15 protein-coding genes are annotated in these 22,747 nt (G+C 39.0%); 11 read left to right on the top strand and 4 right to left on the bottom strand.

Features of this window, described 5'->3' with window-relative positions:
- Positions 1-9: 9 nt before the first annotated feature.
- The 6 genes from AWW67_RS09710 (at position 10) to AWW67_RS09685 (ending at position 12,264) form a co-directional block, all read left to right on the top strand.
- The gene (locus AWW67_RS09710; RefSeq protein ID WP_062301439.1) at positions 10-1,398 is read left to right on the top strand and encodes a dipeptidase; all 1,389 of its coding nucleotides are present in this window, start codon (positions 10-12) and stop codon (positions 1,396-1,398) included.
- Between the two features lie 60 nt (positions 1,399-1,458).
- Positions 1,459-3,963: a protein-disulfide reductase DsbD family protein gene (locus tag AWW67_RS09705; RefSeq protein ID WP_082794008.1), complete on the top strand. Its 2,505-nt coding sequence runs from the start codon at positions 1,459-1,461 to the stop codon at positions 3,961-3,963.
- Positions 3,964-4,011: 48 nt separating this feature from the next.
- A complete protein-coding gene (locus tag AWW67_RS09700; RefSeq protein WP_062301437.1) occupies positions 4,012-6,225 on the top strand; it encodes a heavy metal translocating P-type ATPase in 2,214 nt (737 codons plus the stop codon).
- Between the two features lie 71 nt (positions 6,226-6,296).
- On the top strand, positions 6,297-7,574 hold the full coding sequence (locus AWW67_RS09695; protein ID WP_062301436.1) for a M23 family metallopeptidase: 1,278 nt from the start codon (positions 6,297-6,299) through the stop codon (positions 7,572-7,574).
- A 47-nt stretch (positions 7,575-7,621) separates the two neighbouring features.
- Positions 7,622-9,952 (top strand): patatin-like phospholipase family protein, encoded by a 2,331-nt coding sequence (locus AWW67_RS09690; RefSeq protein ID WP_062301434.1) that lies wholly within the window; start codon positions 7,622-7,624, stop codon positions 9,950-9,952.
- Between the two features lie 89 nt (positions 9,953-10,041).
- Entirely contained in the window at positions 10,042-12,264 is a 2,223-nt protein-coding gene (locus tag AWW67_RS09685) for an OmpA family protein (protein ID WP_176700026.1), read from the top strand.
- Between the two features lie 9 nt (positions 12,265-12,273).
- Here the strand turns inward: AWW67_RS09685 and AWW67_RS09680 are convergent, their stop codons facing one another.
- The gene (locus AWW67_RS09680) at positions 12,274-13,134 is read right to left on the bottom strand and encodes a hypothetical protein (RefSeq protein ID WP_062301432.1); all 861 of its coding nucleotides are present in this window, start codon (positions 13,132-13,134) and stop codon (positions 12,274-12,276) included.
- A 214-nt stretch (positions 13,135-13,348) separates the two neighbouring features.
- Between AWW67_RS09680 and AWW67_RS09675 the strand changes: the two genes are divergently transcribed.
- From AWW67_RS09675 to AWW67_RS09665, 3 genes are all read left to right on the top strand, one after another.
- Complete coding sequence (locus AWW67_RS09675; RefSeq protein WP_062301430.1) at positions 13,349-13,885, top strand: PepSY-associated TM helix domain-containing protein; 537 nt, start codon at positions 13,349-13,351, stop codon at positions 13,883-13,885.
- Positions 13,886-13,975: 90 nt separating this feature from the next.
- The gene (locus AWW67_RS09670) at positions 13,976-17,047 is read left to right on the top strand and encodes an AsmA family protein (protein WP_062301428.1); all 3,072 of its coding nucleotides are present in this window, start codon (positions 13,976-13,978) and stop codon (positions 17,045-17,047) included.
- A gap of 158 nt (positions 17,048-17,205) precedes the next feature.
- Entirely contained in the window at positions 17,206-17,427 is a 222-nt protein-coding gene (locus AWW67_RS09665) for a hypothetical protein (protein WP_053223946.1), read from the top strand.
- A 49-nt stretch (positions 17,428-17,476) separates the two neighbouring features.
- Here the strand turns inward: AWW67_RS09665 and purE are convergent, their stop codons facing one another.
- The 3 genes from purE to AWW67_RS09650 are packed head-to-tail and all read right to left on the bottom strand — an operon-like array spanning position 17,477 to position 20,935.
- Complete coding sequence (gene purE, locus AWW67_RS09660) at positions 17,477-17,983, bottom strand: 5-(carboxyamino)imidazole ribonucleotide mutase (protein WP_062301427.1); 507 nt, start codon at positions 17,981-17,983, stop codon at positions 17,477-17,479.
- Complete coding sequence (locus AWW67_RS09655; RefSeq protein WP_062301425.1) at positions 17,980-19,119, bottom strand: 5-(carboxyamino)imidazole ribonucleotide synthase; 1,140 nt, start codon at positions 19,117-19,119, stop codon at positions 17,980-17,982. The genes purE and AWW67_RS09655 overlap by 4 nt, the downstream gene beginning before the upstream one ends.
- 28 nt (positions 19,120-19,147) lie before the next feature.
- Complete coding sequence (locus tag AWW67_RS09650; protein WP_062301423.1) at positions 19,148-20,935, bottom strand: MutS-related protein; 1,788 nt, start codon at positions 20,933-20,935, stop codon at positions 19,148-19,150.
- Between the two features lie 205 nt (positions 20,936-21,140).
- On the opposite strand from AWW67_RS09650, the gene AWW67_RS09645 reads away from it, so the two are divergent.
- Positions 21,141-21,713, top strand: coding sequence for an RNA polymerase sigma-70 factor (locus AWW67_RS09645; RefSeq protein ID WP_062301421.1), 573 nt, complete (start codon positions 21,141-21,143; stop codon positions 21,711-21,713).
- A 47-nt stretch (positions 21,714-21,760) separates the two neighbouring features.
- On the top strand, positions 21,761-22,741 hold the full coding sequence (locus tag AWW67_RS09640; protein ID WP_082794006.1) for a FecR family protein: 981 nt from the start codon (positions 21,761-21,763) through the stop codon (positions 22,739-22,741).
- Positions 22,742-22,747 lie beyond the last annotated feature (6 nt).

The following is a 22,747-nucleotide window of genomic DNA, read 5'->3' as shown; positions in this document are numbered from 1 at the left end:
TTAAAAGACATGGCAAACATCAACGATTACATAGAAAACAATAAAGACCGTTTCTTAAACGAACTTCTCGATTTACTCAGAATTCCCTCGGTAAGTGCCGACAGTAAGTTTAAAGGAGATGTACTAAAAGCGGCTGAATTTATACACGGAAAATTACTAGAAGCCGGTGCCGACATTGTGGAAATTTGCCCAACTGGTGGCCACCCGATTGTTTACGGAGAAAAAATTATTGATGCCAAATTGCCTACCGTTTTGGTTTACGGTCATTACGATGTTCAACCAGCCGACCCTTACGAGCTTTGGGATTCACCTCCCTTCGAACCCGTAATTAAAACCACAGAAATTCACCCTGAAGGAGCCATTTTTGCTCGCGGTGCTTGTGACGACAAAGGCCAAGTTTACATGCATATCAAGGCGTTTGAAGCCATGATGAAAACTGATAACCTTGCTTGTAACATAAAATTCTTAATAGAAGGAGAAGAAGAAGTTGGTTCTGACCATTTAGGGATTTTCCTTGAAGAGAATAAAGAAAAATTGGCAGCCGATATTGTATTAGTATCCGATACTGGAATTATTGCCAACGATGTGCCTTCTATTACGGTTGGTTTAAGAGGTTTGAGTTATGTACAGGTAGAAGTTACTGGCCCAAATAGAGATTTACACTCAGGTTTATACGGTGGAGCAGTGCCAAACCCAATCAACGTATTGGCCGAAATGATTGCTTCGTTAAAAGACGAAAACAAGAAAATTAACATCCCGGGCTTCTATGCCGATGTAATTGAGCTTTCTGCTGATGAAAGGGCAGCTATGGCCCTTGCTCCTTTTGATGAAGAAGAATACAAAAAATCAATCGGCCTAAGCGCTACCGAAGGCGAAGCAGGTTATACCTCTATGGAGCGTTCTTCTATTCGACCAACTTTAGACGTGAACGGAATTTGGGGTGGTTACATTGGCGAAGGTGCTAAAACTGTAATTGCCTCTAAAGCCTATGCAAAAATTTCAATGCGCTTAGTACCAAACCAAGACCCTGATAAAATCACAAAGCTTTTCCAAGATCATTTTACATCAATAGCTCCTCCATCGGTAAAGGTAAAAGTAATTCCACACCACGGAGGTAAGCCTGCAGTTACGCCTACGGATTCTCCAGCTTATATTGCTGCGGCCAAGGCTATGGAAACTACTTTCGGAAAGGTACCTGTGCCGTTTAGAGGTGGAGGAAGTATTCCTATTGTGGCACTTTTTGAACAAACCCTGGGTTTAAAAACTGTATTAATGGGTTTTGGCCTTGATTCAGATGCCATTCATTCTCCAAACGAACACTATGGGGTTTTCAATTACTTTAAAGGAATTGAAACCATTCCATTGTTCTTCAAAAATTTTGCTGAACTGAACGACTAAAGTACATTTACAGTGGGCCTTAAAATTTTAAGGCCCACTTTTTACAAACTCTGGTTACATATGAGAAAGTATCTGCTGTCACTTATTCTTATTGTTTTTACCTTAAGCTCGTTTGCTCAATTCAAGCAAACCACGAATTGGACCTTTGATGCTTCGCAAAAAGAAGTAAAAGTTGGGGATGAGGTCGAATTGATCTTCAAGGTCAATGTAATTAAGGACTGGTACATCTATTCTTCAAACCAAAAAGAAGATGTGATGGCCATACCCGCCACTGCAGAACTGAATGCAGATTCTTCTTTCGAAGTGATTGGAAAGCTTTATGGCGTTAATCCAAAACATAAGTTTGACCAAATTTGGGGTGACACGGTAGAGTATTTTGGTGCGAAGGGAGAGTTTAGACAAAAAATAAAAGTACTGAGCAACAACCTTAAGATTTCAGGCACACTTGATTTTCAGACCTGTACCGATGTTACTGGGCAGTGTGTTCCCGGAGAGCAAGACTTTGTAATTGATTTTATAAAAGTAACCGGAGGAGAAAAAGAACCAACTGAAACACCAACTCAAGCTGCACCACAGAATTTATTAAACCAAGGGCCTGGGGTGAGAAAGGTAACTTCTTGGAAACTCAGCAAAGAAGGAACCGCAGAAGTAGGCGCTGAAATTGATCTGGTTTTCAATGTAACTGTCGATGCCAACTGGTACATCTATTCTAGTGATTTAGCACCTGATGCTTCTCCTATTCCTGCCACCGTGGTTTTTGAAGAAACAGATGGTTTTGAGGTAATTGGTGATTTGATTCCTACCAACCCAAAGAAAAAATTCGATAATTTTTTCAATGAAGAAGTTACCTACTTTTCTGGAAAAGGTGAGTTTAAGCAGAGAATAAAAATATTGAAGCCCGACTTTCAAATTAAGGGCGAGCTCGATTTTCAAACTTGCTCCGATGTGGAGGGTCTCTGTATTAACGGAAGTGAGGATTTTGATGTAGCCCTGTCGGCACTAGAAGATGGAGCGAAGAAGATTACCACAACGACTGGAGTAGTAACGGGCACAAACAGCAAAGCCAGTCAAAGCAGTTTTGAAGACTTGCTAAAACCCGAAGATGATGGCTCCTTATGGGGCTTTTTTATTACCGCTTTTCTTTTCGGGTTGGCAGCATTATTAACGCCATGCGTTTTCCCAATGATCCCGATGACAGTGGCTTTCTTTACAAACAGCAGTCAGTCGAGAGCACAAGCCATTACCAAAGCCAGTATTTATGGGGTCTCAATTATTGTAATCTATATTTTAATAGGCCTGCTTTTCACAAGCCTATTCGGGGTAGGTATTGCCAATGAACTGGCCACAGGCGCTATTCCAAACATTATATTCTTTGCTGTATTCGTCATTTTTGCACTTTCCTTTTTTGGGCTTTTCGAAATCGTATTGCCTAGCGGGCTTGTCAATAAAATAGATAAAAAGGCCAATAAGGGCGGAATGTTCGGCACCTTCTTTATGGCTTTTACTTTGGTACTTGTGTCGTTTTCTTGCACGGGTCCAATTGTAGGTACAATTCTAATCGAATCTTTTCAAGGACAAGTAACCAAGCCCGTGGTGGGCATGATGGGTTTTTCTATTGCCTTTGCTATTCCTTTTACCCTGTTCGCTATTTTTCCAGGAATGCTGAAGAGCCTTCCAAAATCTGGTGGCTGGTTAAACTCAGTAAAAGTGGTTTTAGGCTTTATCGAATTGGCTTTGGGTTTCAAATTCCTAAGCGTAGCCGATCAGGCCTATCATTGGGGCTTACTCGACCGTGAAATTTACATTGCCATTTGGTTGGTAATTGCAGTGCTTTTAGGCTTCTATTTATTAGGGAAATTACGCTTGCCTCACGATGATGAAGTTCAAAAAACTTCGGTACCACGTTTGGTATTGGCCATCATCAGTTTTGTGTTTGCTGTGTATTTATTGCCTGGTATGTTTGGTGCACCACTCAAAGGCCTTTCTGGTTATTTGCCTCCACTTACCACACATGATTTTGCGCTTAGGGAAATGATAAGAGAAGAGATTGGCGCTGCACAAATTTCAGGTTCGGCCACTGAAACAGGTTTTCCTACTAAAGTAAAATATTCTGACATTCTGCATTTACCGCATGGTATCAAAGGCTTCTTTGATTACGAACAAGCACTCGCTTATGCCAAGAAGGTAAAGAGACCTTTGTTCATTGACTTTACAGGTCACGGCTGCGTGAACTGTCGTAAAATGGAAGAATATGTTTGGTCAGACCCAGAAGTACTCAAAAGGTTGAAAGAAGACTATGTGGTAGTGGCCCTTTATGTAGATGATAAAACAGAGCTGCCTGAGTCAGAATGGTACACTTCTGAGTTCGACAACAAAGTCAAAAAGACCATTGGAAAGCAGAATTTCGATTTTCAGATCACCCGATTTAATGGCAATGCTCAACCTTATTATGTGCTATTAGATAATAACGAAGCTCCATTGGTCAGGCCCAAAGCCTATGATGTTGAAGTGTCTAACTTTGTTGAGTTCTTAGACAAAGGCCTTGCTGAATTCGCTAAACGCTAAACATGTTGGTGGCAACTTTTCCAGCGTTGGTTTTGTTCACAGAACGCAATGAAAGAAGCCATGATTAAAGATACTTACCCCGTTGAAGGAATGCACTGCGCAGGCTGTGCTTCCACCGTTGAGAAAACCCTCAAGAACAGCAAAGGAGTAGAAGAAGCTTCGGTAAACTATGCTACCAATACGGTTAGTTTGGTCTACAACGAGGCCGAAGTTGACTTTAAGCTGCTCCAGAAATATGTAAAAGGAGCGGGCTATACTTTGCAAGCCAAAAAAGACAAAGCCTCAGTTGCCGCGTCACGCGAAGAAGGTCTAAAGAAAACGAAACGAGCATTGGCTTTGGCCATTACGCTTGGCGCTATTGTCATGGTGCTTTCCATGTTTGTAGGCGACTTTCCCTATAAAAATTGGGTTCTACTTGCCCTTTCTTTTCCTGTAGTCTTTATTTCTGGGTGGAGGTTTTTTACAAGTGCCTTTTCGCAAATTAAGCGAGGAGCCGTTAATATGGATACGCTCATTGCTTTTGGAACAGGATCGGCTTTTCTATTCAGCATGTTCAACACCATTTTTCCAGAAATAATTAGAAACCAAGGTTTGCAGGTGCATGTGTATTATGAGTCGGCTGCGGTAATAATTGCCTTTATTCTATTGGGTAAGTATTTGGAAGAAAAAGCCAAGTTTTCTACCTCAAAAGCCATTGAAAAGCTTTATGAGCTTCAGGTTAAAAAAGTAATAAAGATTGAAGATGGAGAACAACATGAAATTCTATTTGAAGAAGTTCAGCTAAACGATATTCTCTTGGTAAAAGCCGGAGAGAAAATTCCTGTAGACGGAAAAATCATATCTGGACGTGCAAGTTTAGACGAAGCCATGATTTCTGGCGAATCTGTTTTAGTTGAAAAATCAGAAGGTGATGAAGTAAAAGCAGGCACCATCAACACCGATGGAAGTCTACAAGTTAAAACCGAAAAGTTGGGAGAAGACACCATGTTGGGCAAAATCATTCAGATGGTTACTGAAGCCCAAGGCTCCAAAGCCCCCGCACAACAACTGGCCGATAAAATTGCAAGTGTATTTGTGCCAATAGTGTTGGGCTTAGCCGCACTTACCTTCGTTATATGGTATTTTATTGGCCCCGACCCTGCCCTTACTTATGCCTTCGTAAGCACCTTTTCTGTGTTAATCATCGCCTGCCCATGTGCACTTGGATTAGCCACACCTATGGCCATTATGGTAGGCATTGGCAAAGGAGCAAAAAATGGAATTCTTGTTAAAGATGCTGTGGCTTTAGAAAACGCATCGAAAGTGACCAAGCTATTTGTAGATAAAACAGGCACTATATCGGAAGGGAAACTTTCGGTTACCGACTTCAAAACCTTCTTTACTGAAGAAAACAACCTTGAGCTCTTGAGTGTGCTCAACGGCATGGAGGCGGCATCAAGCCACCCAATTGCAGGAGCAGTTACGGATTACCTAGAAGAAAATTATTTGCTTTTCCCTGTACAAATCAAAGACCTTAAAACAATTGCAGGGGTTGGTTTAGCCACTACCCTAGACCAGCACAATTATAAAATTGTAGGAAAAAGCGGCTTAAAGGAAATTTCGCTTTCGGATGATATTAGTGATTTGATAAAAAGCTATGACAAGGAAGGTAGAACCCAAGTATTCTTTATTCGGGACGAAAAGCTTTTGGCGGTAATTGCTTTAAAAGATACTGTCCGTAAATCATCCGCAGCCTTAGTGGCTCAATTACAAGAACGCGGCATAGAAATCGAAATGCTTTCTGGCGACAACGAACAAATTTGTGCTAATGTGGCACGCGAAACAGGAATCAAGAAGTATCAGGCCGGCCTATTGCCAGACGATAAGCACGCGATAGTTAAACAGGCCAAAACTGCGGGACACATTGTAGCTTTCGCTGGCGATGGCATTAATGATGCGCCCTCCATGGCCGAAGCCGATTTAGGAATTGCCATGAGCACCGGAGCCGATGTAGCATTAGAAAGCGCTTCTGTAACTTTACTAAATGGAGATATTTCTAAACTACATCAGTTAATTCTGCTTTCCGAAAAAACCACAAAAACCATGAAGCAGAACTTGTTTTGGGCTTTTGCATACAACGTAATAGCCATTCCTTTGGCTGCAGGAGTACTTTTTCCTATCAATGGCTTTCTTCTAAATCCTATGATTGCAGGGGCGGCAATGGCCTTTTCTTCTGTTTCTGTTGTATTGAATAGTCTTAGGCTTAGAGGTTCAAAAATATAGTCGAAAAAAAAGATTTATTAAAAGGCCACATTTTTAGTACTTTGCCGTTGAAAGGTAAAAACTAACGGAGAATGAAAAAAAACTTAGGACTTGCCAGTGTTGTGAGTTTAGTCGTTGTGGTAGTTCTATACTTCTATTTTAGCAAAAAAAGCACCCCCTCTATTGAAGAAAGCATACCAATGAATGAGGTTGCTGAAATCTCAGAGCCACTTTATAAGTTTGGAATACCCTTAGATGAGTACCAAATGCTTGAAGGGAAAATAAAGCGAAATCAAACTATTGCAGACATCCTTCTCCCTTTTAATATCAGTAATCAAGATATTTTCAGCATCGACCGTCTTTCTAAAGATGTATTTAGCGTGCGTAATTTTGTTCCCAATCGTGACTACACCCTTTTTTATACCGAGGACTCAATTAAAAGAGCCGCCTACTTTGTTTACGAACCAAGCCCTTTAGAATATGTAGTTTATCAATTGAAGGATTCTATTTCTATTTATAAAGAAGAAAGAGAAGTTGAAACCATAGAAAAAACCATGTCGGGCAGAATTACCGTTTCACTCGATCATTCCATACGAGAAAAAGGAGGTTCAGCCGCATTGGTAAGTGCTGTGGCCGATGTTTTTGGTTGGCAAATAGACATGCGTTCTCTCCAAGTGGGAGATTGGTTTAAAGTGATTTATGAAGAAAGACAAGTGAATGGTGAGCCCATTGGAATAGGCAAAGTTTTAGGGGCAGAGTTTAATCATATTCGAAATAACTATATGGCCTATGCCTACGACCAAGGAGACGGTTTCGATTATTATGACGACCTGGGTGAAAGCCTTCAAAGAGCATTCTTAAGGTATCCTGTTGAGTTTTCCCGAATTTCATCACGCTATAATAAAAATCGTCTTCATCCGGTACTGAATACCAGAAGAGCTCATTTAGGAACTGATTTTGCCGCTGCAAAAGGAACCCCAATTAAAGCTGCTGCCGATGGAGTTATTATTGCACGAGGTTATACAGGAGGGAATGGCAATTATGTGAAGATTAGACATAACGGCACTTATACTACAGGCTATTTACACATGTCTAAATTTGGAAGCTACAAGAATGGGCAGAAAGTAAAAAAGGGTGATATAATTGGCTACGTAGGTAGCACCGGCTTAGCCACTGGCAACCACCTTTGTTTCAGATTTTGGAAAAGAGGAGAGCAAGTTGATTTCTTGAGAGAAGATTTACCAGCTGAAAAACCACTTTCTGCAGAACACATTATAAAGTTTGAAGCCATGAAGGAATTGATGGATAAAAAGCTAAACGATATTCCCATGGATTGGGTGGAAGATGTTATTACTGCTAGTAATAGATAAATGAAATTGAATTTATATTTTTAAGCAGGCTAATCCCTGCTTTTTTTATGTCAATCAAAATTGCAAACCGGTCTCTAGTTATTGCCTTATTGCTGTGCAGTTCGTTCATTCTCCATGCGCAAAAAGTGGGCTTGGTTTTGAGCGGAGGAGCAGCCAAAGGTATTGCCCATATTGGGGTAATGAAGGCCCTAGAAGAGAATAATATCCCGATAGATTATGTAGTAGGCACCTCTATGGGAGCAGTAGTCGGGTCGCTATATGCAGCAGGTTTTAGCCCAGAAGAAATAGAGATAATTGTTACTAATCCCAACTTTGAGAATTGGATCAACGGAGTATCATCAGAACGCTATCAATACAACTATACCAAATCTCAAGACGATGCCTCATGGCTAACCGTTGATCTTCTTTTAGATAAAAACCTTAAGGCTTCCATTAGCACTCCTTTGGCCAATGATATCATTATCAATTTTCTTTTGAACGAATATTTAGGTCAGGCGGCAAAAGCAGCCGATTATAATTTCGACAATTTATTTGTTCCATTTAAAGCTGTAGCTGCCGACATTTTTTCTGAAAAAGTAGTGAGACTAGACACGGGCTCGTTAATGCAAGCTACGCGTTCGTCCATGGCAGTTCCATTCTTCTACCGGCCAATCAAATTTCAGAACCAATATATTTTTGATGGTGGTGTTTACGACAACTTTCCTGTAGACATAATGAAAGATGAGTTTAAGCCCGAAGTAACAATCGGGTCAAACGTAGCTACTAAAAAAGCCGAATCTTATCCGTTTGATGCTGATGAAGAAATTTTGACGGACGCTCTTCTTTTTCTCTTCCTCAACAAGTCTGACCCTTCTCAGCTAGACAGCACGGATATTTACATTGAACCAGAAATGAAGTCTTATACGGCCATGTCGTTCGATAAAGTTCCGGAATTAATTCAAGCAGGCTACGATGTAACCATGAGCCAAATGGAAAGTATAAAGCAGAAAATTTCGCGTAGAGTTGATAAAAATGAGGTGGAATCAAATCGAACCAAGTTCAGAAAAAAGTTTGAAGAGTATGAATTTGGAGCCATTCGGTTATTTGGTTTTATGCCAAAACAGGAATTATTGATTAACTCATTAGTTTCTTTTAAAGATGGCTCTTTAAGCTTGCTAGAAATCAGACAAGCCTACTTTAAGCTGCTTTCCGAACCTTACTTCAGAAATATCTATATCAACTTTGACTACGATTACGAAAAGGAATTTTATGTATTGGAATTTTATTTAAAACCAACTGCAAGAAACGGCCTATCTGTTGATTTTGGAGGAAATCTTTCCACCCGAAGCGTTAGTACCCTACACTTCGGTTTGACGCTTAATTCTTTTAATCGATTCTTAAATTCGTATAAGCTTAAAATTTCAACTGGTAAATTTTATGAGTCGGTTTATTTGGGTTCGCGTTTTAATCTTAACCCTAGAACAAGGTTATTTTTAGAACCTTCCTTTTTACTAAACCAATGGGATTACCTGAATACAGATGATTTTTTCGATGAAAAAGCCAATCCAACTATTTTGAATAGAATCGACAGAAAGTTTGGTGCTATCGTAGGTTTAGGATCTGGTCAACGCAGTGTATTTACAGCCGAAGCCGCCTATGTTAGAAACTCTGATAACTTTAGCAACATGGCTAATATTTCAGTTGAAGAAAGCTTAGACCACACCAGGTATGAGGCCTTTAAAGGCAAACTGAGCTACGAAAGAAACAGCCTGAACGCCAAACAATTTGCCACTTCAGGAGTGAGGTTTTACACCTCTGCCAACATGTTGGTAGGGCACCTTTCCTATACCCCAGGAAGCACTTCTGTTTTATTCAGACCCAATGTGACTACCACCTATACAGAATCAAAAAATTGGCTGGCACTTGAACTATATTTTGAAGAGTATAAGAAGATGTCTGAGAATTATAGCTTTGGATGGAAGTTTGAGTCAATTTTCAGTAGCCAACCCAATTTCATAAACTATCAGTCTAGTCTGATTTATACCACCCAGTTTAACCCCATGTTCGATTCAGAAACCTATTTTCTTCCAAACTATAGAGCATATAGCTATGTAGGGGCAGGAATGGTACACTCCGTTCGTTTGGCCAATAATCTGTTTTTTAGAGGAGAGGTTTATGGTTTCAGCGCCTATAATAGACCACAGCAAATAGCAGGACAAAAGGCACAAGACAAAAGAGGCTTTGACGATGTTCGTTTGTTAGGAATGGCTGGCCTAATCTACAATTCGGTTTTAGGCCCTCTCACTTTTCGAGTGAATTATTTAGAAAACCCCACTTCAAATTTAGGGTTGTCGCTCTCATTCGGGTATATGATTTTCAACCAAAGATCAATTGAATAGAAAAAGGCTATTTGCTTCCTTTAAATATTCATTTACTTGTTATAATTGGTTATTATTGAGTCCCAATTAACATGTGTGTTTCCACTTTTATGAGAATTGTCTTTTGTACGCTTCTTTGGGTATTGTGTTTTTCTACAACCTATTCCCAAACCACAGTTCAGTGGGCTTCTCGTGTGATTGATTATTCCTCCGAAATTTCAGAATTACAAGGCTCAGCCAAGCAAGTGCTGGGCAAACCCAATGTACTTCCTGCTGGCGGTGATAATCCAAGTGCTTGGTCTCCCTTTAATCCTAATACTGTTGAGTTTGTAAAGGTGCAATTCGATCTAGAAATGCCCATTGAGCAAATTGCCATTGGTGAAACCTTTAATCCAGGAGCCATTAGAGAAGTATTTTTGTACGATGATGATGACAATGAGTATTCTGTATTTAAACAAGCCCCAGGGCCAGTAAGTGAATTGCACAGAATGTTCAGAATATTTTTGGATAAAACCCCTTACAATGTAAAAGCGGTAAAAATTGTAATAGACGGAAAATCTGTTGATGGCTTTACTGCCATTGACTGTATTGGTGTTTCTAACTCTCAAGAACCTATAGAGGCAAAAATCAACTTAATGCCCAATATCAATACCAAATTGATGGTGTATAGACTTAATGATTTGGTAAACAGTACCAATAGAGAGATAAAACCCCTGATGACCAAAGACAAGAAAACACTCTATTTCAGCAGAAGGGGGCATCCAGAAAATGTAGGCGGTGAGGAAGACTTAGAAGATATCTGGTATTCCGATTTTGACTCAACCACCCTAGATTGGGGGCAGGCAAAAAATATCGGAGATGTACTCAACAATCCCGACCCAAATTTTATAAGCTCATTCCTTCAAGAAGATGAAGAGTTGATTATTCTAGGAAACCAGTACTTACCTGGCGGAATGAAATATGGTATTTCAAAAAGTCAGAGGATATCCAAAACTGAGTGGACCAAACCAAACAACCTTAAGATTTTTAACGACATCAATGTTCATAGAAATGTAAATTTTTGGCTCACACCCGATAGTGAAATTTTACTTATTTCTGAAGAAGGAAGGGGCACAGAAGGAGGAAGAGATTTATATGTAAGCTTTTTGCAGAAGGATGGTTTATGGACAGAACCATTACATATGGGGCCTGTAATCAACTCTGCTGGCGAAGAAGAAGGCCAATTCCTAATGCCTGATAAGAAAACCATGTTCTTCACTTCTGAAGGACATAGTGGTTATGGTAAGAAAGATATTTTTGTTACCAGACGCCTTGATAATTCATGGACTAGCTGGACGGAGCCAGAAAACCTAGGCCCCGTGATTAACACTGAGGTGGATGACATGTTCCTTTTCATTCCACACGATGGCTCTTTTGCTTATTTCTGTAGAGAGGTAGAAGGCAATGACTTAGATATTCATTCCTTAACTTTACCGTTAGTAACTCGTCAGTTACGATTGGTAACCTTATGTGGTACCATAGCAGACCCCGAAACAGGCAACCCATTGGATGCGGAGGTAGTTTTCTCTAGGCTAAGAGATGGTGTTGAAGTAGGCCGAGTAAGAACCGATGCTGCCGGAAACTACTGCATTGAATTACCTGCCGATGAAATCTATAGTTATAGGGCCGAAATACCAGGCTTCATTCCTGTAGGCGCCACTATTGACCTTCTTGATATTTCTGAAATCAATGTGTATGCCGTAACGCTTGATAAACTAGATCTGGATAGTGCCGATTTAGCAACAGGAGAACCTATTAGTGTGCCTAATGATATTATGAAGGCGGTAGCAATTGACTTGAGCTTACCTCAAATTAAGAGAGATACATTTGAGCTATTAAATGCACAGCGTAAAGAATTAGGACAAGAACCATTGGAATCTAATGCTTTGGTGAGTGGTGTACAAGCTCCAATCATAAACGTAAATGCACAAGTGGTAAAAGCAGCCCCTGGCGCTTCGTTTATTATCCGAAATGTATTCTTCGATTTCGATAAAGATCTACTTAAACCGAGGTCGTGGACGGAAATTCGGAACCTTGCCCAGTTTATGAATGACTACCCAACAGCGATTGTTGAACTGGCTGGCCATACCGATAATTATGGCACCTTAGAGTATAATATCGACTTATCTAGAAGAAGAGTGGAAACTGTCAAAAAAGCACTTGCTACCTTGGGCATTAAAGAAGACAGACTTCAGTTTGTATGGCACGGAGAAAGTGAACCAATCACTACCAATAGAACCGTAATGGGTAGAGCCATAAACCGAAGGGTTGAGTTCACCATTATAAGTATGTAGAGAGGAAACCTATTTGGTTTGACTAATCTTATTCTCACGAACGTGAGAAATGTAATTCTTCAAGGCGTTTTCTTTTACCTCTTTGGTTAAGCCTTCACTATAAAGGATTTCGTTTACTAATAACTGCATAAGTTGTTTTATTCTAACTGAAGGGTAAAGCTCATGAGACGCTTCAGCATGTTCTAACGAAAGAATCAATTCAGTGTTTTTAAAATTTTCGATAGCCTTATTATACAACTGCAAACCTGCTAGTTCTCTTAAACCTATACGATTATTAATCGAAGAAGCTTGCTCACTACTTCTATACGAAGCCACGGCTGCCATTGATTGATTGATCATGGATCGCTCACTATAGCCACTAAGCGCATTTTCTATATCTTGCTTGTTCGCAATAAAGCCTCTTGAACCTAGGGTAGATTCAAAAATAAATTTCGATTCACCATTCTCAACCAACAAATAAACATGGTCTGAAAGCTCAATGGCAGTAAAATCAAAATTGAAATGAGAAAGTACAAGTGAGTACAGAATCGTGCCAGATAAGCAACCGTAATTTCCAGTAGAAAGAGTTTCAGAAAAATCAGAGAAAAGGCTATATCTGCGAAGTACTTTTCTATTTGTTTTCAGGAATACTTTGCGCAAAAAAACATCGTCATCTGACTCCTTTTCTCTTATAACCTCTAGGCTTTCAATAAGCTGACTAAGGTTTTTATACGCATCTTCTCTTTGTTCTGGCTCAATATCGGCAAGAAATAGATCTGCTTTACTTAGCGTCTGTGCTAAAACATTTTGCTGAATAGGAGCTTGAGCATACAGGTTGACATGGAGAAACCCCAATACTATTATCAACCATATATACCTTCTTTTTCTCATTATCTAGGCGCAAAGTTATCAATCTATAAAACAATTGTTAACATTAAGGTAACATTAGCATAACATAAAAGCAAATTACGTAACATATAATTTATGTCTGGTTAATTTTCAATGATTAGCTTGGCTATAAGATCAATGCTCTGTTCCTGTAAATAGGGTTGCGGATTCCACTTAAATTCCACTTATTCGGGCTTTCAGCAAAACTCATTCACTTATGGCGAAGGCTCCTGTTAAACTTGTAAAAAGCATAAGATCATATCGTCAAATCCACAAAACACTCGGTTTGTTCATCGTGGTCTTTTTAATTATAAGTTCAATTACGGGCCTTATTTTAGGCTGGAAAAAGAATATTGATATTCTACAACCCCCTACTCAAACAGGAGAAACTCTAGACATTTCAGGATGGCAGCCTGTTCACCGTTTAGCTGAAGTCTCCATTCAGGCGGTAGACAGTTTAGGATTGAACGCCTCAAATTTTGACAGAATTGAATACAGACCTACCAAAGGAATTGCGAAAGTAATTTTTGACACTGGAAGCTGGGAAGTTCAAGTAGACGCCAAAACACTAGAAGTTTATTCTGTAGCCAAAAGAAACTCTGATTGGATCGAGCAAATTCATGACGGCAGCATAATTTCTGAATTATTTAAGCTCATTTCTATGAATGTTCTGGGAATTGGTTTATTAATCCTATCCGTTTCAGGCATATGGTTATGGTATGGCCCTAGAAAGATTCGACAGTTAAAATCATAAGCTTCAAGATTATTTAACCTTCATTTTCATAACATCAAAGCTACTTCTTAGTTAATTATTTACTTTTGTAGTATAAAAAACTAAGGTTGTATGAAACGCTTTTTTAAAATTCTTCTAGGAATATTTCTAGTCATCTTTTTGTTGTTGCTACTCATTCCTGTATTTTTCAAAGATAAAATCCGGGATAAAATTGTTTCTGAATTCGACAAAAACACCGAAGCCACTTTATTCTTTGATGTTGATAAATTTGGGCTCTCGCTGATTAAAAATTTTCCTGATTTCACAGTAAGCTTAGGCGATTTTGGCATTATTGGCAAAGGCGTTTTTGAAGGCGATACTTTGGCAAGCGTAGAAAATCTAGAGGCACAAATCAACTTAAAAGAAGTGCTTTTTGGCGATGCCATTACCATCAAAGGAGTAAACCTAGAAACTCCAGACATTACCATCATCGTTTTAGAAGATGGAACAGCCAACTACGATATAATGAAAGCTTCTGCTGAAGTAAGCGAAACTGCAGAAACAGAGTCTGAGAATTCAATGAGCTTCGGAATCAATAGCTTTTCAATTTCAAATGGTGCGTTTATTTACTTCGACCAGTCGACACAAGTTTTTACGCAACTCAACGGAATTAACATTTCTGGTAAAGGCGATTTTGCTGAAGATATTTTTGATTTGATTTCTGAAGGAAAAGTAGATGAGGCCACATTTACTTATGATGGAACAGAATATGTAACCAACAAGTCTATCACAATGGACTTAGTTATGAGCATGGATTTACCAAACATGAAGTTCACGTTTAAAGAGAATGAGTTTTTAATTAACGAATTTCCTTTGGCCGCCAATGGCTCATTTACCATGTTCGATGATGCTTACGGAATGGATCTTTCATTCAGTTCTCCTTCATCAGAATTCAAAAAAATATTCTCCCTAATTCCGGGAGCATACACTGAAAGTTTTGACGATGTAAAAGCCGCAGGAAATGTGTCGTTCAGTGGAATGGTAAAGGGAAGGTATTCAGAAACAGAAATGCCAGCTTTCAATCTTACTCTTAACATTGATGACGCCTCTGTTCAGTACCCCGATTTACCCGAGGCAATTAACAACATCCAACTTACTTTAAATGTAGATAACCCCGATGGAGTAATAGAAAATACGGTTATCGACTTAAAGAAAATGCATGTTGATTTTGGGAAAAATCCTTTTGACGCAAGACTGAAAGTGGCCAATCTTAAAGATTACCCTATCGATGCGGACATGAAAGGAACTTTAAATCTTAAAGACCTCAATAGTATGCTACCGATTGAAGGGCTCATCTTAGATGGAATTTTGACCTTAAATGCAAAAGCCAACGGTAAATATGATAGCATACAATCTATTATTCCTACGCTAGATATTACTATGAACTTGAAAGACGGTTTAATCCAGTCTACCGAGTTCCCTATTCCACTAGAGAAAATCAATGTGATGGCAGAAGTTCTTAACCCAACAGGTAAAATGAATGACACCAAAATCAATGTTTCCAATATGGACTTTATGATGGATGGGCAGCCATTTCAGGCCAAATTGATGCTACAAAACCCAGACAATTTTGAATGGGATGCTACCGCGAAAGGAACAATCGACCTTGAGAAAATCTTCAAAATTTACCCAATGGAAGGTGTTCAAGCCTCTGGAATTATTACTGCCGATTTAAGCTCAAAAGGCCGCATGAGCGATATTGAGAACGAGCGTTATCAGAACTTAGATACCAAAGGAGCTTTGAACGTTAAGAACCTAGTGTATACCGATGAAGCCATGGGCAAAACATTCAAAGTAGCTTCTGCCAATACCACTTTCGATAAAAGCAGCATTAACCTAAACGAGCTAAGCGGCTCGGCTGGAGAAACCAATTTTAACGCCACAGGTAAAATTGAAAATTACTTGGGCTTTGCCTTAAATGAAGGAAAGCTTAAAGGTAATCTGAATGCTACAGCCGATGTACTTAATGTTAACGAATGGATGACCGAATCAGAAGATGAGGCGGTTGACGAAAATGGCGAGCCAATGGAAGTAGTTAGAATTCCAGAAAACGTGGAGTTCAACATGAACGCTTCAGTAAATAAAGTGATGTACAATAAGCTTGAGCTTAAAGAGGTAAAAAGTGGTTTGGTAGTAAAGGATGGAAAAGTAGCCCTTGACAACGCCAATATGAAAACCCTCAACGGTACCGTAGGTTTACAAGGTTCTTATGACAGTAAGCCCGAAAAACCACTCTTTGCATTTGGGTTCAAAGTAAAGGAGATTTCAATCCCACAATCGTTTCAGAGCATTGAGATGATCCAGAAATTAGCCCCTATAGCAGAAAGAACGCAAGGACTTTTATCTACTGATTTTTCAATGGCAGGAGCTTTGGGCGCAGACATGATGCCTGATTATAGCACCCTGACTGGTAGCGGTGTATTGCAATTATTACAGGCAAGTTTAGATCAAGACTCAAAAATCGTTACGGGCTTAACTTCACTTACCAAACTTCAAAAGCTTTCTACCACCACTCTAGATAAAGTGAAAATGTCGGCCGAAATTAAAGAAGGAAGGCTATTTGTAAAGCCCTTTGATGTAAAGCTTGGCGATTATAAAACCACAATTGCAGGTAGCACAGGAATTGATGGGTCGATCGACTACACCCTTGCCATGGACGTTCAAGCTGGACAAATAGGCACGCAACTCAATAGTTTGGTTTCGCAAATCACAGGTAGCTCAGCCGCTACAAGTAGTACCGTAAGATTAAACATTGGCATGAGTGGAACCTATGCTAAACCAGAATTTGGGGTTAGAAGTGTTGGAAGTGGTGATGGCACAGACGTAAAGAGTGCGGTCACAGCTTCGGTAAAAGCCAAAGTGGACGAAAAGAAAGAAGAAGCAAAACAAGAAGTAGAAGCTATGGTAGAGCAGGCTAAAGATTCTGCTAGCCTAGTATTAGATGCCAAGAAAACGGAATTGAAATCTAAGGCTGATTCCTTATTGAAAGCACAAAAAGATAGTGTTGCTTTAAAACTAGCTGGCAAACTCGGAGTTAAACCAGACACGACAGATCAGAAGCTTGAAGAAGCAAAGAAAAAAGCAGAAAGTGTTTTAAAAGGTTTATTGAAAAAGAAAAAAGGGAATGGAGGCAATGAAGAATAATTTCTGAACCAGACCTGTAACATTTTAGTGCATTCTATCATCTTAACAATAAGTCGCTTGAGTTACGAGCGACTTGTTGTTTTAGATACACAAAATTAACAATCTGATAAACAGAAGATTAAGTTAAACGTGTTAGAATTGTTTAGACTTGCACTCAAATGAAAGCGTATCCCCACATCGACTTAGGCACTGGATATATTCAGGTTTCGAGATTGCCTTTTGATCAGGCTTTGAGACTTAGGGAATGGTTGCCACAAACAAGTTTTGTTAGGCTTAATTTGCCCGATCAAGTTTTAGAGGACTGCATTCAGTATTCAGAATATGAATATTGGTTCGATTTTCAATATTCAGGCATGAACGAGTTAGAATTTGAAATATAAAATCTGAGTGAGACGAGAAAGAAGTTACACCTAAGCCTAGGCATTGGCTCTATTTTTTCCAGCCTTTAGTCGCTAACTCTTCTACGCTGTCTTCTACTTTTTTACGCATTTCTGTTTTGTACGACTTCAGGTTTTCAGCCACCTTTTCGTTAAAAGTACCCACGATTTGAGCTGCCAGAATTCCTGCATTTTTTGCACCATCAAGCGCAACAGTTGCAACAGGTACTCCCCCTGGCATCTGTAAAATAGAAAGCACTGAATCCCAACCATCAATAGAGTTACTTGATTTTACAGGCACACCAATTACAGGCAATGTAGTTAATGAAGCCACCATACCCGGCAAATGCGCTGCCCCACCAGCACCAGCAATAATTACCTTAAGACCGTTTTCAATGGCTTTTTCAGCATATTCAACCATTCTATGTGGTGTGCGATGTGCAGAAACTATGGTTACCTCAAAAGGTACACCTAACTCTTCTAAAACAGAAGCCGCATCAGACATTACACGTAAATCCGACTGACTACCCATGATGATTCCCACTAATGCCTTGCTCATGCTTTTATCTTTAATTCTGCTTTTACGAAATTAACTTTTTCATTCAAATCTTCTATGCTACTTGCGGTAACTGTAGCATGCCCCATTTTGCGGTGAGGTTTGGTAATTCTTTTTCCATAAAGGTGTACATGGATGCCTTCTTGGCTTAGTACGTTTTCCATTCCCTCATACTTTGCAGGCCCTTCATAGCCATCTTCACCTAAAAGGTTTACCATTGCTGCGGGCTGTACAATTTTGGTGCTACCCAAAGGCAAATTTAAAATGGCTCTTAGGTGTTGTTCAAATTGAGAAGTCACGTTGCCTTCAATAGTTTGATGACCGCTATTATGAGTTCGTGGGGCTATTTCATTCACCAATATATCTCCCTCTTTTGTCAAAAACATTTCAATGGCCAGCAGACCTACCATGTTCAGTTTACTGATTAATGTTTTGGCAATTTCTTGTGCTTTGGTTTCAATACTTTGGCTCACAATGGCCGGAGAAAATAGGTATTCAACAAGGTTCAATTCTGGGTGAAAAACCATTTCAACCGTTGGAAAACAGGTTATTTCACCCTTTTCATTCCTAGCAGCGATCACCGCTATTTCCTTTTCGAAAGGAATAAGCTTTTCAACAAAACCAGGGGCATCAAAAGCTTTCTCTAATGCCTCTTCGGTACGAATAACTTGCACTCCTCGGCCATCGTAACCACCAGTGGCCAGTTTGTTTACAAAAGGAAGGAAGTCTGTGTGTTTTGCTACATCGGCTTTAGATTGAGTTTCAATAAAGTCGGCTGTAGGTATTCCGTTTTCTTTGTAAAATCTTTTCTGAAGTGTCTTGTTTTGAATCAACTCAATTGCCTCAGGCTGCGGAAACACCTTTTTACCCTCTTTGGCCAATTGCTTCAAAGCTTCGGTATTTACATTTTCAATCTCGATGGTAATTACATCTTTGTCTTTCCCAAAACTGTAAACTGTATCAAAATCAGTGAGTTTTCCGTGTGTAAACGAAGTGGCAATTTCTTTACAAGGCGCGTTTGCGTCTGGGTCTAATACGTGCACATTAAAGTTGAAATCTATGGCTGACTGAATCATCATTCGACCCAACTGACCTCCTCCTAAAACTCCTATTTTGAAATTAGAATCAAATACCGACATGCTTGCTTTTAATGGAATGCGGGCAAATTTAATCAATAATTTCTATTCCCATTTTTTGCATGAGCTTAGTTGCGTTAAAGCTTTTGCAAAGGCCTGGAGTAAGTGTATAATCAAATATGATATCGTCATTTTCAATCACACTATTAAAGCTGTAATTCTTAATGCCTTGAAGCTCTGTAGTTATTTTACCAAGCGTTAAATCATGTGTGGAAACAAAACCAAAAGCGTATGATTTATTTAGTTGCCTTATCAGCGCAATGGCTCCAGTATGTCGGTCTTCTGAATTGGTTCCTTTTAAAACCTCATCAATCATAAAAAGTGTAGGAATTTCTGTGTTGATAGAACCCAGAAGCTGCTTCAATCTTTTCAATTCAGCATAAAAAGAAGAAACGCTTTCTTCCAAATCATCTTGAGTACGCATGCTGGTAAACACCTGAAGTTTAGAAATATTCATGGATTCGGCACAAACTGGCGCGCCCATTAGTGCCATAACTGAATTTACACCCACAGTTCTTAAAAATGTACTTTTCCCACTCATGTTCGAACCCGTAATTAAACAGATTCCACCCTTTCCAGAGAAATCAAAATCATTGCTCACCCTCTTTTTAGCGTTTAGCATAGGATGACCCATTTGAGTGGCTCTAATCACAAATGGTTCTGTTTCAATGGTAGGAAAAACAGCAGTAGGGTTTGAAAAATAGTATGCGCCAAGGCTATTCACGGCTTCAATTTCACCAATGGCCTCAAACCAAGATTGTACATCTTCTTTGGTTTTTTCCCTCCATTTTTCTGCCTGGATCAACCAATAGATATCTAACGTAAAGAGCGCATTGAATATCTGATACATCATATTAGCACGATTGTGCAGGTTATCTAAAATAAACTGAAGCTGATTTATCACTACCGAAGCATCTTTACCATCGGTTTGAAGCTTCGCCTTCAATTGCTTCATTAATGGCGAGGTCAGTTCTTGTTTTTCAATCCAAGCAATTTGGGCTTCGTAGGCCTTCAATATTTTATTACTGAAAATGGTTTTCTGAAATACATCTCCCGCATATTTAAATACCGTGGCTAAAACACCAATATTGATGAAAACCGCCAAAATAGGAAGTCCGATTGGGGCAACGCCAATCGAAGAAAGTACAATACAAGTGACAGACAGTAGTGGAAAAATAAAAATTGCAAGTCGGTAAAACGCTTTTGTTAACAGAATATTAGGCTCTTTTATCCAAGAAAGTAACGGCTCAATGTTTGCCTTTTCTTCATTAAATGCTCTTCCGCTTGCCTGAATATTTTGTCTCCAGTCTACTAATGGTGCTACTTCTTTAGCGGCCTCTTGTCTCAGAAGTATTTCACCTTTATTGGCAGGTGTGCTAAGCCAATTTGCCATAGTTACTCTACCGAAAGCAGTTGATGCACGATTGATTAATTGAAAAAGTGAATGCCTGCCAAAAACGTCTAGGTCAATATGGTATTCATGAAGTGGATTAATAAACTCAGCTCCATCATCTAAGGTCCCAAGTTTCATTTCTAACCTTTGAAGTTCTTCCTCATTCACTTTAAACAGAGCTTCGGTAAAATCTAGTTGTTTCTTTACTGCAAGATGCTTTTTCAGCAAATAGAAAAACAGCAGAATAAAAACCACAATGGTTGCTGTTATACCTTGCGTAATTTTAGCATTTGCAAACAAGGTGATTAGAATGATTGCTCCAAAGAAAGAAGATACCCTAAGCCATGCCAGTGAAAGTGATCGTTTCTTTAGTTTATCCAGACTAAGCCTAAACTGCTCTGCCCTCTCGTTAAAAATTTTTTCCATTTTGTTAATTAGCGGTTTAAATGCGGCTTTGGATAAAATAATGGGAATAAAAAACCAATCTTACCATTCAGGCGTATTTATGTTCAAACATAGACACCACAGTTTACACTTCTACAAAAAACATCAATTAATTAGTATGCAAACACGTGAATTCATTGGAATTTGTTTTTTCTTTTTATCTTCAACGCTGCTGAAATCTTAAAGAGTGTCGTTAAACGAAAATCAACTTCTTGCTGCATTTGCCAATGGCGATAGACGAGCTTTTGAGCATCTATTTAAAGAGCATTACAATGGTGCTTGTAGGTATGTATTTAGAATTCTTCGTGATGAAGACACCTGCGAAGAAATTGTACAGAGTACTTTCGTAAACCTATGGGAAAAACGAGAGATGCTTAAAGAAGACATCAACTTCAAATCATACTTGTTTAGAGCCGCTTATAACACTGCCCTTAATTATATTAAGCATGAAAAGGTGGTCAATAAATATGTAAATAATAAGCAAGATTCTATAGAAATCAGCATCCAAAGTTATGTAAGTCATCAGCCCGATTTTGAACTACAAAAAAGAATCGATGACGCAATTGAGGGTTTACCACCTCAATGTCAAAAAGTATTTAGAATGAGTAGAGAGGAAGGCTTAAAATACCATGAAATTGCAGAAGAACTACATATATCAAAAAAGACTGTTGAGGTACATATGGGGAAAGCACTTAAGTTATTAAGAACCCAACTTCAAGATTATCTGGTTTTTTTTCTGCCTATTGTAGTTTTGTTATAGGGGAATAAATTGTCAGGGTTGTTACATTAACTGACAGAAAGAAGGAAATGATGGAAGAGTTAGTGGCCAAATACTTGGCCAATGAACTAAACACTAGCGAACGAGCCGATTTTGAATCGCAATTGATTCAAGATGAAAAGCTTAGACTCGATTTAGAGGCCTATGCTAAAGTGCTTGATTTAACAAGCAATGAGGATAACACAATCTTCAATGCGGATACCGCATGGAATAAAGTAAACGAACGCACAAAAGAGACTAAGGTTGTAAAAATTCAAAAGACTAACTTTAGTTTCTTAAAAGTTGCCGCCACTTTGTTGGTACTCGCTGTTGCTGGTTATTTCATTTATAACTCTACCCTGAACCAAGAAGCTGAAGGTACAGAATTAGCCTCAGTACCCCATGGAATCAAAGAATTTACATTACCTGATGGGTCATTAGTAAAATTAAACGCTAATGCTAAACTTACCCTTTCAAAGAATTTTGGAGACAGCAATCGCAATGTGATTTTAAGCGGAGAGGCAAATTTTGACATTGTTCGAGATGAAAAAAAACCCTTTATAATAGAAGCAGGAAACAGTACAGTAAAAGTTTTAGGCACTAGTTTCAATTTAACAACCGATGCTGAAGATGGTGTAGAGTTGGATGTTACTGAAGGCTTGGTGGAATTTTCTTCAACAATTACAGGAGCCAAAGAACAAGTAGCCAAAGGACAAAGTGCCAAACTTGATAAAACAGGAAAAGTACTACAGAAGAAGGAAATGAAAGACACTAACTTTAGCGGTTGGTGGACAAGAAAACTTGAATACGATGACACTCCTTTAAGTGAAGTATTCAAAGATTTAGAAGACACTTACTGGGTAGAAGTTGACTATAATGAAGCCATTGGCGCTTGCCCTCTAACTTCAACTTTTCAAGGAGCTACTATTGAAGACGTAATTAAGACTATTGTAGCCACCTTCCCAGAAGTAAAGCTCGTTTCCTTTAAAGAAAATCAAATAAAATTAGACGGAAAGGCCTGCTATCATTAAATTGTT

It is taken from the genome of Roseivirga seohaensis (assembly GCF_001592945.1).
GTDB classification, from domain to species: Bacteria; Bacteroidota; Bacteroidia; order Cytophagales; family Cyclobacteriaceae; genus Roseivirga; species Roseivirga seohaensis.
The sequence above is the reverse complement of the archived record's forward strand: the minus strand, read 5'-3'. Positions and strand labels throughout refer to the sequence as shown.